Genomic DNA, 18,853 nt, shown 5'->3' with positions numbered 1-18,853 from the left:
CATATTATCCGAAAAGGGGGTCCCTCTTCGACGCCGATCGGGGGTCCCTTTTGAACGCCGTTTGACACAAATGTCGCGCTTGTCGGCAATTCGATGGGTGGCGCATCGGCGCTCGGCGTCGCGGTCGAACGGCCGGGACTCGTTCGCAAACTCGTCCTGATGGGCAGCGCCGGTCTGGTGTCGAAAATCGATCCTGCGCTCGAACCCGTGCTTGGATATGATTTCACGCGCGAAGGCATGATCCGTCTCGTCCGTGCACTCACGACCGACAATTTCCAGATCGACGATGCGATGATCGACTACAGGTATGCACTGTCGGTAGATCCGGAAACGCGCCGCGCTTACAGCGCCACGATGCAGTGGATCCGCGACCAGGGCGGCCTCTACTACGAAGACGATTATATCCGGCGCATCACCGCACCGACTCTCATCGTAAACGGCAAGCTCGACAAGGTTGTTCCGCTCGCCAACGCATACAAGTTCCTTGAGCTAATTGGTCCGAGCTGGGGCTACATCATGCCCGACTGCGGGCACTGGGCGATGATCGAACATCCGGTCGATTTCGCGCGCACGACGGCCGCATTCATCGAGGCTGCGCAGTGATTGGCGGAAACGTCGGCGTTCCGGCGAAGGAGGTGACGCAATGACCGCAAAGGTCCGCGTGATCTTCCGCGCAGCCGGCGGCTTCGAGCATCTGGTCGAAACCGAAGCGGGAGTATCGCTCATGGAAGCGGCCGTTCTGAACGGCGTGGACGGTATCGAAGCCGTTTGCGGGGGCGCCTGTGCCTGCGCCACGTGCCACGTTTACGTTGGCCCCGAGTGGCTCGATGCGCTGAAACCGCCGAGCGAGACCGAAGACGAAATGCTCGATTGCGTAGCGGAACGTGCGCCGCATTCGCGGCTGTCCTGCCAGATCCGCCTTACCGACCTGCTCGACGGCCTGACCCTGGAACTGCCGAAGGCACAGTCATGAAACACAAGAAGAACACCAAAATTGTCGAGGGGAGAGAGATTATGTGCAAGCTTCTTATGGGCTCCGCGCTTGCGGTATTGGCCAGCGCATCGGCTCCAGCGTTCGCGCAGCAAACGGCCGGTGTTGAAGTCGATGCGTCCGAGCTGGAGATGATCACCGTTACGGCGCGGCGCGTCAGCGAAAATCTTCAGGATTCGCCCGTCGCCATCTCTGCGTTTGGCGAGAACGCCATTCGCGAGCGCGCGATCAACAATGTGTCGGACATCGGCAAGTTCACGCCGAGCCTCAGCTTCGATTCCGCAGCGGCAGCTTCGGGATCGAGCAACTCGGTCACTGTGTTTCTGCGCGGTATTGGGCAGACCGACTTCAATATGACGGTAGATCCTGGTGTCGGCATCTACCTCGATGGCGTCTACATCAGCCGCTCGGTTGGCGCGCTGCTCGAGACGCGCGACGTCGAGAGCATTCAGGTGTTGCGCGGTCCGCAGGGCACACTGTTTGGCAAGAACACCATTGGCGGCGCTGTTATCGTCACGTCACGGCGCCCGGACGAACAGCTTGGCGGTAACATTGAGGCCACGACCGGCTCGTACAACCGGATTGACGTCGGCGCACGGATCAACGTGCCGGTATCCGAAGATTTCCGTTTCTACGTCAGCGGCCTTGCGCTGACGCGCGACGGTTATGTCGAGCGACTTGTCGATGGACAGAAGAAGGGCAACCAGAACAGCTACTCAGGCCGTTTCGTCGCCGAGTGGGATGCAACGCCCGATTTCAACCTTCTCTTGTCCGCCGATTATACGCGTACGCGTGAGCGCGCTGTTGCAACAACGCTTCTCGATGTCAATGAGAACGCCATTTTCCCTCTGTTTCACAACGTTTTCCTGAATGCGCCGGGCTGTCTGCCGCCATCACCAACCTCCAATCCTAGCTGCTACAACGCGCAGTGGCTTACTGGCGACAAGGATAAAACCAACGAAAGCGGCCCAAACCGTTCGGTGTCGGACGTGTGGGGCGTATCGCTGAATGCTTCGTGGGATGCGGGACCGGTGACCATCAAGTCGATCACCGCCTACCGTGAGCTCGATAGTGCGTTTGCGGTCGATATCGACCAGTCGCCGCTTGCCATACAGCGGACCGAAAACGACTACACGCAAAATCAGTTTAGCCAAGAATTCCAGCTTCAGGGCGACGGGTTCGGCGAAAAACTGAACTATACGCTTGGCCTATATTACCACCACGAAGGCGGCACCGATATCAACTCGCTGTTCACTGCGCCGACCGATTTCCGGAGCGGCGGTAGCGTCAAGAACGACAGTTATGCGGCCTTTGCTCAGTTCATCTTTCATGCGACTGACAATCTCAATCTGACGCTTGGCGGCCGCTATACAAGTGAGGACAAGCGGTTTTCGCCCGACCAAGAGGTGCTGCGCGTACATCCGGCTGCGCAGGCGCCGCTGCCACCGGGCTTCCCGACGCCGTTCTTCCTGACGAACCCGGTGACCAGCATGGCCGCCGGTTCACCGCAGCCGCTGCGGGTGGGGGATATCGTCATGCCTGCAGTGCAGCGTACGACGTCGGCGAACGAGTTCACGCCGTCAGTGACGCTCGACTACAAGTTTACGCCCGACATGCTTGGGTATTTCACCTTCTCGCGTGGCTTCAAAAGCGGCGGCTTTACGCAGCGCGTGTTCCCGCCCGAGCCGGAAGCACCTGCGTTCGAGCCAGAATTTGCGCGTGTGCTCGAAATCGGCGTGAAGGTTGAGCTGTTCAACCGCCACCTGCGGTTGAACAGCGCCCTATTCGACACGAAGTACAGCGACCTGCAGATCATTGTGAATGACGGGTTTGCACCGAAGGTGCGCAACGCCGGAAAAGCGCGAATCCGTGGCTTTGAATCGGAAGCTCAACTGGTTGTGACGGACGCTTTCCGGCTGACCGGAGCGGTCAGTTATCTTGACGCCGAGTACCGCGAAGTGGATGCCCGCGCGGCGCCGGTGACGGTGGACAGTGCGCTGGCCAATACGCCAAAATGGACAGCAAATGCTGGGATTACAGTTGAGCCTTACGATGGTGAGGCAGGGCGCGTGGTGCTGCAGGGCGACTGGTCGTATCGAAGTGCGACGTACAAGGACGCGATCAACACACCTTCGCTGAAACAGGACGGCTACAGCGTCTTCAACATGTCGGCGACGTTCGATGCTGCCCAAGGCTGGTCGGTGACGGGTGGAATCACCAACCTGACCGACAAGCGCTACATTATCTCGGGATACTCGGACCTCAATTTCATCGGATCGACGTATGGGGTCTATTCGCGGCCGCGCGAATGGTACTTGAAGCTTGGGTATTCGTTCTAGGGCTTCAGGCGATCGGACGGTGACACCGAGAGCTCGCCGGCAACGCCGTGCCGCTCACCACGATCTTCTGGCTCCTATGCGCGCTGGTCATGCTCGCCGCCGCCTTCCGCCCTAAGCCGCGACCGAAGCGTTTGCTTCTAAGGCTTTCGATCACCAGCCTGGTGGCTAGCCCGATAGCGTTCCACTCGGTACTTCGCGGACGCGGCTTCCTGATCACTGCCGGCTCTTCAGCTTCGATAGCCAATGCCTGGCGGCGCCATCGACGCCAACAAAGCCGACGTTAGGGGCAACACGCAGGATCCTGATTTGATCTTCCTCCGGTTGTGCGGACACTAGGGTTAGCCCGTCATGCGTTGCTCGGCCTGTTCGGGGGTGAGATACCCGAGCGCCGAGTGCATGCGATGCCGATTATAATAGCCTTCGATATATCCGAACAGAGCCTGCCGGGCTTCGACGTGCGTTGCCCAGCGGCATTGATGGACCAGTTCGACCTTCAGCGTATGAAAGAAGCTCTCCATCGGCGCGTTGTCGTAACAGTTTCCGGTGCGGCTCATCGACGCGGTCGCGCCGATCGCGGTGAGTTGATCGACATAAGCCCCGGCGGCATATTGCGATCCGCGATCGGAGTGATGCACGAGTCCGCGTGCTGGTCGCTGCCGTTGGGCGGCCATCATCAACGCAGCGAGCGTCAGTTCGGTGCGCATGTGATCCCGCATCGCCCAGCCCACGATCTTGCGCGTCGCCAGATCGAGCACGGCCGCCAGATACAGCCAGCCTTCGCCGGTCGGGATATAGCTGATATCGGCCAGCCACACGCGGTTCGGCGCCGTTGCTTCGAAGCGCTGCGCTAGCAGGTTCGGCGCGATCGGCAGGTAATGGCGGCTGTCGGTCGTCGAGGGCCGAAAGCGGCGACCGGCAAGCGCACGAATGCCGTGACGGCGCATCAGCCGCTCGACACGACCGCGGCTGCAGCCGCGCCCTTCCGCGCGCAGCGCGGCATGCATCCGGGGACTGCCGTATCGCCCGGAATGCCGCGCCTGGATCCGGCGGATATCGGCGAGCAACACGGCGTTCTCCGTCATGCGCATACTCGGCGGTCGATCGCGCCAATCGTAATAGCCGCTGCGCGACACACCGAGCATGCGGCACATGACGCTGACCGGCCAGGGGCCAGCATGGGCGCGGATGAACTGGAACTTCACCGTGGCATCTCCGCGCAAATGCCGACCGCTTTTTTAGAATGTCGCGCTCCATGCGCGTGCGATCGAGCTCGCGGCGTAGCCTGGCAATCTCCGACGCCTGATCCGCCGGCGACGCCATCGACGATGATAGCGGCTTCGCCGCAGGCACTGTCCCCTTGATCTCCAGTGCCCGTTGCCAGCGCCTCAACATCGTCGGCATGATACCCAACTCACGCGCAGCGTCGGCCTGCATCCGACCGCTCGTCTCCCATAGCGTCACCGCCTCGCGCTTGAACTCGTCCGTGAAATATCGCTTCCCAACCTTTGCCATCTTACACCTCCTGGCTCCAATGAGCCCTTCATCGGTGTCCGCGCAACCGGGGGAAGATCAACATCCCTCAGTGGCGGGTGCTGATTGCGTCAATATGCACCAATATGCATCAAAACTGTACTGTCCCGGGCTCCCGGCACAGCTGATCATTCCGACTCGTGAAGACGCCGCATCTGCGCGTCGGGAGGTACGGGATGACGCCCACGAAGCTTCTCATTGGTCAGATTCTGGCGGTCCTTGCCGTCATGGTGCTGGGCGTGTGGGCGTCGACGCAGTGGGCCGCCTCGATGCTTGGCTATCAAGGCGCGCTCGGGCCATCATGGTTCACGCTCTTCGAGACGCCCGTCTACGATCCCTGGGCGATCTTCGTCTGGTGGTACCATTACGAGGCGTACGCGCCCGAGATCTTTGACGACGCCGGACTGATTGCAGGAGGCAGCGGGTTTCTGGGATGCGGCGCTGCGATCTCGGGCTCGCTCTGGCGTGCCCGTCAGCAGCGCCGCGTGACGACCTACGGGTCTGCTCGCTGGGCCGGACGACGCGAAGTCGCGCGTGCGGGCTTGTTCGGCGCTTCGGGCGTGTTTCTCGGTGGATTCAAACGCCGCTACCTGCGCCACGACGGGCCCGAGCACGTCATGGCGTTTGCGCCGACGCGGTCCGGGAAGGGGGTTGGGCTCGTCGTCCCGACGCTGCTCAGCTGGACCGGGTCCGCCGTCATCCACGATATCAAGGGCGAGAACTGGGCGCTGACCGCCGGCTGGCGGCAATTGTTTTCCCACTGTCTGCTCTTCAATCCGACCGATGTTCGCTCGGCTTACTACAATCCGCTGCTGGAAGTGCGGCGCGGCCGCCAGGAGGTCCGCGATGTCCAGAACATCGCCGACGTGCTCGTGGACCCCGAAGGCGCACTCGAACGCCGTAATCACTGGGAAAAAACCAGCCACAGCCTGCTCGTGGGCACGATCCTTCATGTGCTTTACGCGGAAGAAGAGAAGACGCTGGCGCGTGTTGCGGCGCTGCTCTCCGATCCCGCGCGGAGCTTCGAGTCAACGCTCCGGCGGATGATGGCGACCAACCACCTCGGCACGGCAAGGACGCCCGAGGTGCATCCGGTGGTCGCGTCGGCGGCACGTGAACTCCTCAACAAGAGCGAGAACGAGCGCTCGGGCGTCCTGTCGACAGCAATGTCCTTCCTCGGGCTTTACCGCGACCCAACGGTGGCGGCGGTCACGTCGCGCTGCGACTGGCGCATCGCCGACCTCGTCGAAGCCGAGCGGCCGGTCTCGCTCTATCTCGTCATCCCGCCCGCGGACATTTCGCGGACGAAGCCACTCATCCGGCTTGTCCTGAACCAGATCGGGCGGCGGCTGACCGAGGATCTTGAGGGTGCAAAGACCAGGCGCCGTCACGGTCTGCTCCTGATGCTCGATGAGTTCCCCGCTTTGGGCCGCCTCGATTTCTTCGAATCCGCGCTCGCGTTCATGGCGGGCTACGGGATCCGTGCGTTCCTCATCGCGCAGTCGCTGAACCAGATCGCCAAGGCTTACGGCGAGAGCAACGCGATCCTCGACAACTGCCATGTTCGTATCGCGTTCGCGACGAACGACGAGCGCACTGCGAAGCGGATATCGGACGCGCTCGGCACGGCCACCGAGCAGCGCGCGATGCGCAACTATGCCGGCCACCGCCTCGCGCCTTGGCTCGCGCATGTCATGGTCAGCCGCCAGGAAACCGCGCGGCCGCTGCTCACCACGGGCGAGGTGATGCAACTGCCGCCTTCCGATGCGATCGTCATGGTGTCGGGGCTCGCGCCGATCCGCGCGAAAAAGCTGCGCCACTACGCCGATGCCAATTTCTCGCAGCGCCTGCTGCCGGCGCCGAAGCTCGAAGGCGACGTTTATGCAGATCGGCCGGTTCTGCGCGCGCACGACTGGGAAGGATATGGTCCCAGGCCGCTCGTGAAGCGCCCGAAAGCCTCTTCCGACGCGTCCGAAACCGGAGACGGAGGACTGCAGCGCCAGCGGGTGCCGGGGCAGAAGCTGCGAAAGATGAAGGCGGTGCAGCCAGCGCCCGAGCCTGCCCATGATGGCGGCGACGCCGATGCGGCCGCAGACAAGCTGGCCATGGATCAGGCGCGCGCCACCGGAAGGGTCCAGCAACAGGGCGTGCAGCGCGCGCATGCGATGAATCAGGGTCGCGGTCGCGACCTCGTCCCGGGGATCTGACGCGATGAAGACGCGGCACAACCTCTATCTGGAGCGCGAGATCGGCGACGCGCTGACGGCCATGGCGGCGGCGCCGGGGACAAACAAATCGAAGATCGCGACCGAGGCCATTGCCGCCTACGTGGCGCGGCGCGCACAGCGCGAGATCGATGCGCTGATCAAGCCGCGCTTCGACCGGTTGTCGCGGAACATCGGGCATCTGCAGCGCGATCTCGGCGTGCTGATCGAGGCGTTCGGCCTGTTTGTACGGCATCAGCTCATCCTTTCGGCCGGTGCGCCGGACCCGAGCCCGGCTGTGCTGGCACTCGGCCATCAGCAGTTCCAAGCCTTCATCGGACAGCTGGGGCGGCAGCTTGCCGCCGGAAAATCCGCATTCGCTTTTGAAGAGGCCGCCGAAGACGAGAGCGATACGGAGATCGCAGCATGAGTCCCGCGATCGCCCTCGAACGGCGCCGCACCATGCTGCAAACGGCGATGGGACCGGCGATCGGCGCCGCGCTCGGCGATGCGCGCGTCCTCGAGATCATGGTAAATCCCGACGGCGCGCTCCGCCTCGACATTGCGGGCGAGGGCTGTATCGACACAGGCGTGCGAATGGGCGCAGCCGACGTCGAACGCATCATCCGCCTCGTCGCCAGCGGCACGCGGACACCGGTGCACGCGGGGGCGCCCATCGTCTCGGCGGAGCTGCCGGCGGAGAGGGGCGGGGCTGGGGAACGGTTCGAGGGCGTGCTGCCGCCCGTATCGACCGCACCCTGTTTCTCGATCCGCAAGCCGGCGGCGCGCATCTTCACGCTTCTCGATTATGTCGAGGCGGGTGTTCTCACGGCCGAGGCTGCGCGCCTTCTTGCGCTCGCCGTCGCCGGCCGGCGCAATATCCTCATCGCGGGCGGGACCTCGTCGGGAAAGACGACGCTTGCCAATGCGCTGCTTGCCGAAATGGCGGGAATCGACGAGCGCGTCATCCTCATCGAGGACACGCGCGAACTGCAGTGCGCCGCGCGCGACAGCATTTCCCTCAGGACCCGGCCGGGCAACGTCAGCATGGCCGATCTCGTCCGCTCGACGCTACGCCTGCGGCCCGACCGGATCGTCATCGGCGAGGTGCGGGGCGGAGAGGCGCTCGACATGCTGAAGGCTTGGAATACCGGCCACCCAGGCGGCATTGCGACCGTCCATGCCAACAGCGCGCTGGCAGCGCTCTACCGGCTCGAACAGCTTGTCGAAGAGAGCGTCGTGAACGCGCCGCGCCGGCTCATCGCCGATGCGCTCGACATGGTCGTGTTCATTTCCGGGCGCGGTCCCGGCCGGCGCGTGAGCAGCATTCTCGGCGTCGACGGCCTCGATGCCGCCGGCGTCTGGTCGGTCACACCCATTCATCCCGAGCAAGGAGACAAATGATGACGCGTAATTTCTCGTGCCGTTCCGCCCTCGTCAACGCGGCAATCGTTGCGCTCGTGGTGGGCATGGCGACCAGCGCCCATGCGGCAGGTTCCGGCATGCCGTGGGAAGAGCCCCTGCAGCAGGTGCTCGAATCGGTGCAGGGTCCCGTCGCCAAGATCGTCGCGGTAATCATCATCATCGTGACCGGTCTCACGCTGGCGTTCGGCGAATCCGCAGGCGGCTTCCGGCGGCTTATCCAGATCGTTTTCGGCCTGTCGATCGCGTTTGCCGCGAGCTCGTTCTTCCTCTCGTTCTTCAGCTTCGGCGGCGGGGCGATCGTGGGATGAGCGCGCACACCGACGCTTCGCCCGAAGGCTTCGAGGTGCCCGTGCACCGCGCGCTTGTTGAGCCGATCCTGCTTGGCGGAGTGCCGCGCGCGATCGCGATCGTGAACGGCACTGCCGCCGCCGCGCTTGGGCTGGGGCTTCAGCAGTGGATCGCCGGGCTCGCACTCTGGGCGCTTGGCCATACGCTCGGCGTGTTCGCCGCGCGGCGCGACCCCGACTTCGCGGCTGTACTTGCGCGTCACATACGCCAGAAGGGATACTGGTCGTGCTAGCGCTCCACGAATACCGCCGCCGCGCCGACCGGCTCGCCGACCATCTGCCATGGGCAGCGCTTGCCGCGCCGGGCGTCGTCCTCAACAAGGACGGGAGCTTCCAGCGCACCCTCGCGTTCCGCGGTCCCGATCTTGAAAGCGCGGGCGAGGCGGCACTCGTCTCCGTCTGCGCGCGCGCCAACAATGCGCTGCGGCGCTTCGGCTCAGGCTGGGCGCTCTTCTTCGAGGCAGCGCGCCAGGAAGCGCCCGGCTACCCTTCAAGTCGCTTGCCCGACGCCGCCTCGTGGCTCGTCGATGAGGAACGCCGCGCCGCGTTCGAGGCTGCCGGGCAGCATTTTGAAAGCCGGTATTACCTGACGCTCGTATATCTGCCTCCGGCCGATCAGGTCGATACGGCGGAGAGGGTGCTGCTTGAACGCGGCAGTGGCGACGCCGGGCAGAAGGGCCGCGACTGGCGGCATGCGGTTCGCGAATTCATCGCCGAGACCGACCGCGCGCTCGATCTTTTCGCGGGCTTCATGCCTGAAATGCGCGCACTCGGCGACGCCGAAACGCTCACATACCTGCATAGCGCTATATCCGCGCGCCCGCATCCTATCGTTGTGCCCGACGTTCCCATGTATCTCGACGGGCTGCTCGCCGACACGCCGCTCGTCGGCGGGCTCGAGCCAAGGCTTGGCGATCACCATGTGCGCACGCTCACCCTCACAGGATTTCCGGGGGTCAGCCGTCCGGGACTTCTCGATGCGCTGAACGGGGCCGATTTTGCGTACCGATGGGTGACGCGCTTCATTGCGCTCGACAAGGCGGACGCGGCGCGTGTGCTGACGCGGCTCCGCCGGCAATGGTTCAACAAGCGCAAGTCGATCACGGCGCTGCTCCGCGAGATCATGTACAACCAGCCCGCGCAACTCCTCGACAGCGACGCCGGTAACAAGGTCGAGGATGCCGACCTTGCGCTTCAGGCGCTCGGCGAAGACAGCGTGGCATTCGGCTATCTGACGACGACGATCACGGTCGCAGATCGGGACCGCACGCGCGCCGACGAAAAGGTCCGAGCGGTCCTGCGCATCGTGAACGGTCTCGGTTTCGCGGCCATTCGCGAAGAGGTGAATGCCGTCGAGGCCTGGCTTTCCTCGCTCCCCGGTCACGTTTACGCGAACGTCCGCCAGCCGCTTGTCCATACGCTCAATCTTGCGCATCTGATGCCGCTCGCCGCGATCTGGGCAGGCCCTGAGCAGAATGCCCACCTTGACGGCCCGCCGGTATTCCACGCCGAAACGCGTGGATCGACGCCGTTCCGCCTGTCGACGCACGTCGGCGATGTCGGGCACATGATGGTCATCGGCCCGACGGGCGCGGGGAAATCGGTGCTCCTCTCGCTGCTCGCGATGCAGTTCCGCCGGTACGACGGCGCGCAGGTCTTCCTGTTCGACAAGGGGCGTTCAGCACGCGCGGCAACACTTGCGTGCAGCGGTGGATACGCGGATCTTGGCCTTGTGGCGAACGAGGCCGTGCTCGCCTTTCAGCCCCTGAGGCACATCGACGTACCCGCCGAGCGTGCCTGGGCGGACGACTGGATCTGCGGTCTTCTTGCGCACGAAAAGCTGATCCTGACCCCGGAGATCCGGGAGACGGTCTGGTCGGCGCTCGCCAGCCTTGCTGGCGCGCCGCCTGCCGAGCGGACGCTGACCGGGCTTGGACTGCTTCTGCAATCGGAGGATGTTCGCGCGGCGCTCGCGCCGTTCACGCTCGAAGGGCCTTACGGCGCACTTCTCGATGCAGCTGACGACGCGCTCGCCATCGCCGACCTTCAATGCTTCGAAACCGAGGCGCTCCTGGGGACGCCGGGTGCCGCAGCGCCGGTGCTCGCGTATCTGTTTCATCGCCTCGAAGCGCGGTTCGATGGCCGCCCGACGCTCCTCATCCTCGACGAGGCCTGGGTCTTCCTCGACCATCCGCTGTTCGCGGCGCGGCTTCGCGAATGGCTGAAGACACTGCGCAAGAAGAACGTCGCGGTCGTATTCGCGACGCAGAGCCTTGCAGATATCGCTGGCAGCGCCATTGCGCCTGCAATCATTGAAAGCTGCCCGCAGCGCATATTCCTGCCGAATGATCGCGCGCTGGAGCCGCAGAGCCGCGAGTCCTATGCGCGCTTCGGGCTCAGCGGCCGGCAGCTCGAGATCATCGCGCGCGCGGAGCCGAAGCGGCAATATTATCTGCAGTCGGCGCGCGGCAACCGTCTGTTCGAACTCGGGCTCGGACCCGTCGCGCGCACGTTCTGCGGTACCTCCGACGCGGCCGGGCAGGCGCGCATCGACGCGATTCTCGCCGCGCATGGCCCGGATGGCTTTGCAGCTCACCTCCTTGAAAGCGCCGGTCTCGACTGGGCCGCGGCGCTGCTCGCCGATTTTCCAGGCGCTGTTTCCGCCCCCGACAAGCAGGGAGACCGACCATGAAAACCCGTTCGCACGCATGGCTATTGCGCGGTGCCCTCTGGTGCGCGCTCGGCATATCGACGCTGACGCTCCCCGGGCCGGCGCTTGCGATCCCGGTGTTCGACAGTGCCAACTATGCGCAGAACCTTCTCGTTGCCGCGCGGACGCTCGCCCAGATCAACAACCAGATCCGGTCGCTGCAGAACGAAGCGCTGATGCTGACGAACATGGCGAAGAATCTTTCGCGCGCGGCCTTTCCAGAGGTCGATGTACTCGCCCGGCGTCTTGCCGAAATCGATACGCTGATGAAGCGCGCGAGCGGGATCGGCTTCGAGATCGCGGACTTCGACGCGCAGTTTCGGGAGCTGTTCCCGGACGCCTTCGATGCGGCCGCGGGCAGCGACGCGCATGTGCGCGCCGCGCGCGGTCGCCTTGAAGTGAGCATGGCAGCGTTTCGTCATACGATGGACGTGCAGAACCGCATCGCAGCCGATGTCGAGGCGGATGCCGGGACACTCGCCGCGATCATCGCGCGAAGCCAGGACGCCGAGGGCAGTTTGCAGGCGCAGCAATCAACGAACCAGCTGCTCGCGCTTGCCGCGAAACAGCAGCTGCAAATGCAGCAGATGCTTGCCGCGCAGTTCCGGAGCGAAAGCGCCGAGCTCGCACGGCGCGCGCAGGCGGAAAGCGACGCGCGCGCCGCGACACGCGCCTTTCTGGGATCAGGCAAGGCCTACGAATGAGTTGAGACGGGCGCAGCTCCACCCCTCCCGGCTGCCGCCGTCTCGCCGCGGATGTCCCCGTATGGACTGTCGCCTCCAGGCCCGGGGGCATCCGCGGCAAAGCTTTGAGGAAGCGTGAGCGAACACATGGACGACCTCGGCGTCATCGACCGGTTTCTGGATGTCTTCATCCGCTACATCGACAGCGGCTTCGGCCTGCTGGGCGGCGACGTGGCGTTCCTCACCACGATGCTGATCGGCATCGACATCACGCTCGCCGGGCTGTTCTGGGCGCTCGGCGGCGAGGACGATGTCATCGCGAAGCTCGTGAAGAAAATCCTCTATGTGGGGGCTTTCGCGCTCATCCTGAACAACTTCCCCGTGCTCGCTGATATCGTCTTCCGATCGTTTGCGGGGCTCGGGCTTGTCGCCGGCGGCGGCACGATCAGCGCAGACGACCTCCTGAAGCCCGGACGTCTCGCCGGCACAGGGTTCGAGGCGGCCTGGCCGCTTCTTGATCAGGCGAGCAAAATGCTGGGTATTGCGAGCTTTTTCGACAATGTGCTCGTCATCACCGTACTGCTGATCGCGTGGGTGATCGTCATCGCCGCGTTCTTCGTTCTCGCGGTCCAGCTTTTCATCACGATCCTCGAATTCAAGCTGACCGCGCTCGCGGGCTTTGTGCTCGTGCCGTTCGCACTCTGGAACCGCACCGGCTTCCTCGCCGAGCGCGTGCTCGGCAATGTCGTAGCCTCGGGCGTCAAGGTGATGGTGCTCGCCGTCATCGTCGGCATCGGCTCAGGCTTCTTCGGCGACTTCGTGGGTGCGCTTGCCGGCGCGGAGCCCGATATCGGCGCAGCGATGAGCCTCGTGCTCGCCAGCCTCGCGCTTTTCGGCCTTGGCGTCTTCGGCCCCGGCATTGCCTCGGGGCTTCTCGCGGGCGCACCGCAGCTTGGCGCCGGCACGGCATTTGGCACGGCAGCGCTCGCCGCGGGCGGACTTGCCATGGGCGGCGCAGCCGGACTTGCAGCGGCGCGCGGGCTCGCAGGCGGGACACTCGGCGCGATCCGGGCAGCGACAACGATGGGCGCTGCTGCCTCGACCGCTTACCAGCTCGGCCAGGAAACTTCGGGCACGACCACGATGCGAAGCGGTCTGGGCGGAGTTGCCTGGGCCGCAAAGGCCGGTGCCGTCCGGCGGGCCGGTGAGGCGCTCGGGGTCGGTGCCGCCGCCGAGCGCGGGCGCAAGGCTGCGTGGCGGGCCGGGATGGCGCCCACAAGAGGCGCGAATGCCTCCGGCGAATCCGCTCCCGCCTGGGCGCAGGCGCTCCACGCCCGGCAGATCCAGCGCCAGCGCCGCCATGCCGTGGTCCATGCGCTCCGCGACGGTGACCGCGGCGGTGCGGGCGCCGCTCCTGACATCAGCGAAAGGGACTGAACGATGATCTTCAAACGAAGCCTACAGCGTTACGGGCAGACGCCCGAACCGGAAACGCCCTACCAGCGTGCCGGTCAGCTCTGGGACGAGCGTATCGGATCCGCGCGCGTACAGGCACGCAACTGGCGCCTGATGGCGCTCGGCAACCTCGCGCTCGCAGCGGGACTCGCCGCTGCGCTCATCTGGCAATCGCAGCAGTCTCGCGTCGTGCCCTACGTGGTTGAAGTCGACCGGCTCGGTCAGGCACTCGCGGCCGTACCGGCGACGCAGGATTATACTCCGGGCGACCCGCAGATCGCATGGCATCTTGCGCGGTTCATCAAGAACGTCCGCAGCGTGGCGCTTGATCCGGTCCTGATGCGCGAGGCGTGGCTCGCCGCCTATGATTTTGCGGACGAGCGCGGCGCGCGCTTTCTTGATGAGTACGCACGCGAAAACGATCCGTTCGCGGAGATCGGAAACCGCAGCGTCTCGGTGCAGGTGACGAGCGCGCTGCGCGCCTCGGCGCGCTCGTTTCAGCTGCAATGGACCGAACGCCGCTATCAGCATGGCAGCCTTGCACGAACCGAGCGCTGGACCGCAATCCTGACCTTCGACGTCCGGCCCCCGCGCTCCGTAGATGTCCTCCGCAAAAACCCGCTTGGACTCTACGTCACCGCGATCGACTGGAACCGCGAGATCGAGCCTGAAAGCGCGGGGCCGCCTGCACAGCCCGTCCCCGTGGAAACGCCTGCGGAAGCGATGGGTGATCCTCTCATCCCCACAGAAACGAGGTTAGAACCATGAACCGATCATATTCCAAATCCCTTTTGCTGGTGGGCATTGCCGTCGGCACCGGCACAGCAGCGCCGGTAGCACGTGCCGATGCATCATCACTTCACGTACCGCCCGGCATCGCAGGCTCCAACGTGCCTACGATCCCCACGGCGGCACGATCGGGAGTCTCTGTGATACGTCCCGCAGACAATGTGGACGCCGCAAACCGCGCCGCACTGCGGGAACCGGGCAGCCACAACTATCTGAATGCCGTTCAGGTCTACCCGTACAGCGCCGGCGCACTTTACCGGGTTTTTGCAGCGCCCGAACGGGTGACCGATATCATGCTCGAGCCCGGCGAGACCCTTATCGCCGTCGCTGCCGGCGATACCGTGCGCTGGACGGTCGGCGATACGGCGAGCGGCGCGGGGGAGACGAGGCGCACGCATATCCTCGTCAAGCCGCTTGCGCCGGGTCTCTCGACCAATGTCGTCATCACGACCGACCGGCGCGCTTATCATCTTCTGCTCTCGAGCACGGCGGCGAGCGCAATGACCGCGCTTTCGTGGACCTATCCCGAGGATGCACTGCTGGCACTCCGCCGTGCCGAAGCCGCCGCCGCAGCGCGGACGCCCGCCGCGTCCGGTCTCATGCTCGAGGATCTGTCGTTCGGCTATACGATCAGCGGCGACAGCCCCGTCTGGCGACCGCAGCAGGTATTCGACGATGGTCGCCAGACCTTCATTGCGTTCGCGCCGGCCATTGCGGCGAGCGAGGCACCGCCACTCTTCGTGCTCGACGCGAAAGGCAGCGCCATGCTCGTCAACTACCGGATGACAGGACGCTATTATATTGTCGACCGCCTGTTCGACGTCGCTGAACTTCGGCTTGGCGAAAAGCCCCAGACCATCGTGCGGATCGTCCGCGACGGCCAGACCGGCAAGCGGCGGAGGCCGTCATGACGCCGGACACGGTAGAAGCGACAAGCGAGGTCGCGCCGCAGCCGCCCAAGCTTGACCCTGAAACGCTCGTACTGCGCGGGCGGCCGCCCCGCGTCATCCGGTTCAGGCGCGGCGTCATCGTTTGCCTCGTCGGCGCCGGGGCTTTACTTGTCCTGGCCGCTCTCTGGTTCGGGCTCGAGCCGGCACAGCCGGCGCGCAGCGACCCGGTCGAGCTTCCTTTGCGCCCGCGGCACGAGCGCGTCGCCGATGTTCTCGCCGGCGCGCCAAAGGATTATGCGGAGATTCCCGTGCTCGGGCCGCCGCTTCCCGGTGACCTTGGCAGGCCCATTCTGGCGCATCGCCGGTCGGCGGGGCTGGAATCCGAAGCCCCGTTAACCCCGGTGTCCGACGCTGCTGCCGCCGAGGCAGAGCGACGCGCGGCAGAGTTGCAGGCGGCGCGGGCTTCGGGTGTCATGGTACGGCTTGAACGGCGCGGAAGCTTGGGCAGCGGAATAGCGGCGGGGGTCGGCATTTCATCCGATCTGGCGTCGGCTGAGCCCGGGGAGCCGGACAGACCCGGTATCGAGGACCATGCCGACGCGCTGATGAAGACGAACGGGCGTACGCTTCCGCAAGCTCTTGTGCCGTCCGGATCGCCTTATACGCTGAGCGCCGGCAGCGTCATTGCCGCAAGTCTTCTAACCGGTTTGAACTCCGACCTTCCCGGTCTCGTCACAGCGCAGGTGACCGAAGGTGTCTACGATACAGCGACTGGACGCGTTCTGCTCATTCCGCAGGGCGCCCGGCTAGTCGGACGCTACGACAATGCGGTCGCTTTCGGGCAGAGCCGCGTGCGCGTCGTCTGGGAGCGTCTGATCATGCCGGGAGGTGCCTCGGTCGCGCTCGGCAACATGCCCGCGGCGGATACTGCCGGCTACGCAGGCCTCAGCGACAGCATCGACCGGCACGGGGGCACGCTCCTCAAAGGCGTTCTGCTCTCCAGCCTGCTCGGGGTTGGCGCCGAGCTCAGCATTGAGGGTGAAAGCGATCTTGTCGAGGCGCTGCGCGAGTCCGCGCAGCAGGGCACGGCGCGCGCCGGCGATCAGGTCGTGGCGAAAGCGCTCGGTATCCAGCCGACGCTGACAGTGCGGGCCGGCTGGCCGCTCCGCGTCCTCGTGCACGAGGACCTGATCCTCTCGCCATGGGAAGGAGGGAAGCGATGATCAGGCTTCCGAAGCTTCCGGACAAAACGCCGATCAAACTTGCAATCACGATTATGCCGGATCTCGATGAGAAGCTGCGTGCATATGCCGGCTTGTACAAGGATTTTTACGGCAATGAAGAGTCCGTATCGTCTCTCGTCCCCGCAATTCTCGATGCTTTTCTCGAGGGAGATCGCGAATTTTCAAGGAGAAGGAAGAAACTGGGCGCTAAGTGATTTTATTGTTGGGAAAATATCGAAATATATTTCGAAAATATTCGATATATTTGTTCTTTATATTACTTCTTTACTATCTGGACTGTGGGAAAGCATCGGAGCATCGTGGTGCGAACGCGTCACCCTCGTAGGAAAATTGGCGGCAGAAAGGTGAAATCGACACCGCCGCACGAGGGTCTTTGCGCTTTGGTACGTCATATGGCTCGAGTAGCGGCCGAACGCGACTACGGCCTGCTGCTCGAACACGGTGTTCAACCCGGCAGACCAGGTGAAGATGACCATGAAAAGAGCAGCGATTTACGCAAGGTACTCAAGTGATTTACAAAGCGATGCATCGATCGAGGATCAGGTGCGGGGAGGCAGGGAGTTTGCGCTGAGGAACGGCTGGGATGTAGCCGAAGCGCGCATCTACACCGACCATGGCATGAGCGGCGCCAACATGATGCGCCCCGGACTTCAGATGCTGCTCATCGATGCGCAGGCGGGAAAGTTCGACGTTGTCGTGGCCGAGGCGCTCGATCGCCTATCCCGCGACCAGGCCGATGTCGCCACCATCCGCAAGCGATTGCTCTTCGCCGAAGTCGACATGCACACGCTGTCGGAAGGCGAGATCAGCGAGCTTCACATTGGTCTTAAAGGCACAATGAATGCCCTGTTTCTGAAGGATCTGGCGATCAAGACGCGCCGGGGTCAGCGCGGGCGCGTCGAGAGCGGAAAGTCGGGTGGCGGACTGCCCTACGGCTACCGCATCAAATCCGTCGGCGAGTTTGAGATCGATGCCGCGGAAGCTGTGGTGGTTCGGCGTATCTTCAAGGAATATGCCGACGGTGTCAGTCCTCGCCGGATTGCGGCGATGCTCAATCGCGAGGGCATCGCGAACCCGTCCGGTGCAGGCTGGACGCAGTCGACGCTCAACGGCAATCCGAAACGCGGAACCGGCATTCTCAACAATGAGCTCTACAACGGGCGCCGGATCTGGAACCGCACGCGCAAGGTCAAGGATCCTGATACGGGTGTGCGGCTGTCACGGGAAAACCCGCCGGAGGAATGGGTCGTCCACGACGTGCCCGAACTTCGCATTGTGGACGAGGCTCTCTGGAGCAGGGCAAAGGCGCGGCAGGAGCGCATGCAGCATTCGTCGCTCAGCCTTCAGAACAAGCGGCGGCCCCGGAACCTGCTGTCGTTCCTTCTGAAATGTGGCGAGTGCGGTGGCGGCTTCAGCAAGTCGGCCCGTAATCATTACGGCTGTTCGACATCCCAGAACAAGGGAACCTGCCGCAACTCGCTGCGGATCAGGCAGGACGTGCTCGAGGGTGCAGTGCTCACGGCGCTTAAACAGCACCTGATGCGTCCCGAACTCTGTGCCGAGTTCTGCCGCGAGTACATGGAGCATGTGAACCGGCTGCGCTCCGAACGAAATGCAACGATCAACGCCTGGCAGGCCGAACGGGACCGTCTGCAGGGGCGTCGCGACCGGATCGTGAAGGCCGTCGGTGACGGCTACACGAGCGAGGACATGAAGAACGAGTTCAATGCGAACTTCGCCCGTCGCAAGGAGCTTGACCGGCTTTTGAGCGAAACGCCGCGGGCGCCTGTGTTGATGCACCCGTCGATGTCCGAACGTTATCGGACCGAGGTGACCGAACTGACGCGACTGCTTGGATGCAGCGACCGCAGAACCGAGGCAGCGGACGCGCTGCGATCCCTTATCGACAGGATCATCCTCACCCCGAACGAGGACAGAACCGGGCTCGTGGTCGACCTTCACGGCGACCTCGCAGGCATCATCAACCTCGCGGCCGATCGTGATGGCAAGCGGCGGGGCACGGCGCTCGATGCACTCACGCTCGACGCACTGAACCGTTTTCGTATCAATGCGATGCAGGAAAACGTTCAGCGCGCCTCTCAGCGGAGGGCCGGTCGCGTTGCGAAATGTCAGGAAAGGTTGGCTCCCCGGGCCTGATTCGAACAGGCGGCCGTCCGATTAACAGTCGGATGCTCTACCGCTGAGCTACCGGGGAACGATGTCAGGGCGCGGCGTATAACAGTGCC

Annotated in this window: 17 protein-coding genes and 1 tRNA gene; 16 read left to right on the top strand and 2 right to left on the bottom strand. The window is 64.0% G+C overall.

Annotated features, from left to right (window positions below):
- The first annotated feature begins 93 nt into the window (after positions 1-93).
- Genes PE061_RS19810 through PE061_RS19800 form a run of 3 tightly spaced genes read left to right on the top strand, consistent with a single transcriptional unit; the run spans position 94 to position 3,330 of the window.
- Positions 94-603, top strand: a complete 510-nt coding sequence (locus tag PE061_RS19810) for an alpha/beta fold hydrolase (protein ID WP_271256926.1) — start codon at positions 94-96, stop codon at positions 601-603.
- Between the two features lie 40 nt (positions 604-643).
- The gene (locus PE061_RS19805) at positions 644-973 is read left to right on the top strand and encodes a 2Fe-2S iron-sulfur cluster-binding protein (protein WP_010335600.1); all 330 of its coding nucleotides are present in this window, start codon (positions 644-646) and stop codon (positions 971-973) included.
- Complete coding sequence (locus PE061_RS19800) at positions 970-3,330, top strand: TonB-dependent receptor (protein WP_271256925.1); 2,361 nt, start codon at positions 970-972, stop codon at positions 3,328-3,330. Before PE061_RS19805 ends, PE061_RS19800 begins: the two co-directional genes overlap by 4 nt.
- 338 nt (positions 3,331-3,668) lie before the next feature.
- On the opposite strand, the gene PE061_RS19795 is transcribed toward PE061_RS19800, so the two are convergent.
- Positions 3,669-4,842 (bottom strand): IS3 family transposase gene (locus tag PE061_RS19795; protein WP_420794355.1). Its coding sequence is split into 2 segments (ribosomal slippage): positions 3,669-4,560 and positions 4,559-4,842, totalling 1,176 coding nucleotides; the frame shifts between segments, so codons are not numbered across the junction.
- A 194-nt stretch (positions 4,843-5,036) separates the two neighbouring features.
- Between PE061_RS19795 and PE061_RS19790 the strand changes: the two genes are divergently transcribed.
- The 13 genes from PE061_RS19790 (at position 5,037) to PE061_RS19730 (ending at position 18,764) form a co-directional block, all read left to right on the top strand.
- Complete coding sequence (locus tag PE061_RS19790) at positions 5,037-7,067, top strand: conjugal transfer protein TraG (protein ID WP_271256923.1); 2,031 nt, start codon at positions 5,037-5,039, stop codon at positions 7,065-7,067.
- Positions 7,068-7,071: 4 nt separating this feature from the next.
- Positions 7,072-7,494, top strand: coding sequence for a CopG family transcriptional regulator (locus PE061_RS19785; protein WP_271256922.1), 423 nt, complete (start codon positions 7,072-7,074; stop codon positions 7,492-7,494).
- Positions 7,491-8,468, top strand: a complete 978-nt coding sequence (gene trbB, locus PE061_RS19780) for a P-type conjugative transfer ATPase TrbB (protein WP_271256921.1) — start codon at positions 7,491-7,493, stop codon at positions 8,466-8,468. The genes PE061_RS19785 and trbB overlap by 4 nt, the downstream gene beginning before the upstream one ends.
- Complete coding sequence (locus PE061_RS19775; protein WP_271256920.1) at positions 8,468-8,797, top strand: TrbC/VirB2 family protein; 330 nt, start codon at positions 8,468-8,470, stop codon at positions 8,795-8,797. The genes trbB and PE061_RS19775 overlap by 1 nt, the downstream gene beginning before the upstream one ends.
- Positions 8,794-9,069, top strand: coding sequence for a VirB3 family type IV secretion system protein (locus PE061_RS19770; protein WP_271256919.1), 276 nt, complete (start codon positions 8,794-8,796; stop codon positions 9,067-9,069). Before PE061_RS19775 ends, PE061_RS19770 begins: the two co-directional genes overlap by 4 nt.
- The gene (gene trbE / locus PE061_RS19765) at positions 9,063-11,528 is read left to right on the top strand and encodes a conjugal transfer protein TrbE (RefSeq protein WP_271256918.1); all 2,466 of its coding nucleotides are present in this window, start codon (positions 9,063-9,065) and stop codon (positions 11,526-11,528) included. The genes PE061_RS19770 and trbE overlap by 7 nt, the downstream gene beginning before the upstream one ends.
- Entirely contained in the window at positions 11,525-12,250 is a 726-nt protein-coding gene (trbJ, locus tag PE061_RS19760; RefSeq protein WP_271256917.1) for a P-type conjugative transfer protein TrbJ, read from the top strand. The genes trbE and trbJ overlap by 4 nt, the downstream gene beginning before the upstream one ends.
- A gap of 126 nt (positions 12,251-12,376) precedes the next feature.
- The gene (trbL, locus tag PE061_RS19755) at positions 12,377-13,666 is read left to right on the top strand and encodes a P-type conjugative transfer protein TrbL (protein WP_271259255.1); all 1,290 of its coding nucleotides are present in this window, start codon (positions 12,377-12,379) and stop codon (positions 13,664-13,666) included.
- A 3-nt stretch (positions 13,667-13,669) separates the two neighbouring features.
- Positions 13,670-14,452 (top strand): conjugal transfer protein TrbF, encoded by a 783-nt coding sequence (gene trbF, locus PE061_RS19750; protein WP_271256916.1) that lies wholly within the window; start codon positions 13,670-13,672, stop codon positions 14,450-14,452.
- Positions 14,449-15,384, top strand: a complete 936-nt coding sequence (trbG, locus tag PE061_RS19745) for a P-type conjugative transfer protein TrbG (RefSeq protein ID WP_271256915.1) — start codon at positions 14,449-14,451, stop codon at positions 15,382-15,384. Before trbF ends, trbG begins: the two co-directional genes overlap by 4 nt.
- A complete protein-coding gene (locus tag PE061_RS19740; RefSeq protein WP_271256914.1) occupies positions 15,381-16,586 on the top strand; it encodes a TrbI/VirB10 family protein in 1,206 nt (401 codons plus the stop codon). The genes trbG and PE061_RS19740 overlap by 4 nt, the downstream gene beginning before the upstream one ends.
- Positions 16,583-16,801, top strand: a complete 219-nt coding sequence (locus PE061_RS19735; protein WP_271256913.1) for a DUF2274 domain-containing protein — start codon at positions 16,583-16,585, stop codon at positions 16,799-16,801. The genes PE061_RS19740 and PE061_RS19735 overlap by 4 nt, the downstream gene beginning before the upstream one ends.
- A gap of 280 nt (positions 16,802-17,081) precedes the next feature.
- Positions 17,082-18,764: a recombinase family protein gene (locus PE061_RS19730; protein ID WP_271256912.1), complete on the top strand. Its 1,683-nt coding sequence runs from the start codon at positions 17,082-17,084 to the stop codon at positions 18,762-18,764.
- On the opposite strand, the gene PE061_RS19725 is transcribed toward PE061_RS19730, so the two are convergent.
- Positions 18,748-18,822 (bottom strand) — tRNA-Asn (locus PE061_RS19725). The genes PE061_RS19730 and PE061_RS19725 overlap by 17 nt on opposite strands.
- Positions 18,823-18,853: the final 31 nt, after the last annotated feature.

Source organism: Sphingosinicella microcystinivorans (assembly GCF_027941835.1).
In the GTDB taxonomy this organism is placed as follows: Bacteria; Pseudomonadota; Alphaproteobacteria; order Sphingomonadales; family Sphingomonadaceae; genus Sphingosinicella.
The sequence above is the reverse complement of the archived record's forward strand: the minus strand, read 5'-3'. Positions and strand labels throughout refer to the sequence as shown.

Coding starts and splice junctions, on each gene's coding strand:
- PE061_RS19785 (WP_271256922.1), top strand. CDS start 7,072: ATGAAGACGCGGCACAACCTCTATCTGGAGCGCGAGATCGGCGACGCG.
- PE061_RS19790 (WP_271256923.1), top strand. CDS start 5,037: ATGACGCCCACGAAGCTTCTCATTGGTCAGATTCTGGCGGTCCTTGCC.
- PE061_RS19735 (WP_271256913.1), top strand. CDS start 16,583: ATGATCAGGCTTCCGAAGCTTCCGGACAAAACGCCGATCAAACTTGCA.
- trbJ (WP_271256917.1), top strand. CDS start 11,525: ATGAAAACCCGTTCGCACGCATGGCTATTGCGCGGTGCCCTCTGGTGC.
- PE061_RS19800 (WP_271256925.1), top strand. CDS start 970: ATGAAACACAAGAAGAACACCAAAATTGTCGAGGGGAGAGAGATTATG.
- PE061_RS19740 (WP_271256914.1), top strand. CDS start 15,381: ATGACGCCGGACACGGTAGAAGCGACAAGCGAGGTCGCGCCGCAGCCG.
- trbL (WP_271259255.1), top strand. CDS start 12,377: ATGGACGACCTCGGCGTCATCGACCGGTTTCTGGATGTCTTCATCCGC.
- PE061_RS19810 (WP_271256926.1), top strand. CDS start 94: ATGGGTGGCGCATCGGCGCTCGGCGTCGCGGTCGAACGGCCGGGACTC.
- PE061_RS19770 (WP_271256919.1), top strand. CDS start 8,794: ATGAGCGCGCACACCGACGCTTCGCCCGAAGGCTTCGAGGTGCCCGTG.
- PE061_RS19775 (WP_271256920.1), top strand. CDS start 8,468: ATGACGCGTAATTTCTCGTGCCGTTCCGCCCTCGTCAACGCGGCAATC.
- PE061_RS19805 (WP_010335600.1), top strand. CDS start 644: ATGACCGCAAAGGTCCGCGTGATCTTCCGCGCAGCCGGCGGCTTCGAG.
- trbB (WP_271256921.1), top strand. CDS start 7,491: ATGAGTCCCGCGATCGCCCTCGAACGGCGCCGCACCATGCTGCAAACG.
- trbF (WP_271256916.1), top strand. CDS start 13,670: ATGATCTTCAAACGAAGCCTACAGCGTTACGGGCAGACGCCCGAACCG.
- PE061_RS19730 (WP_271256912.1), top strand. CDS start 17,082: ATGAAAAGAGCAGCGATTTACGCAAGGTACTCAAGTGATTTACAAAGC.
- trbG (WP_271256915.1), top strand. CDS start 14,449: ATGAACCGATCATATTCCAAATCCCTTTTGCTGGTGGGCATTGCCGTC.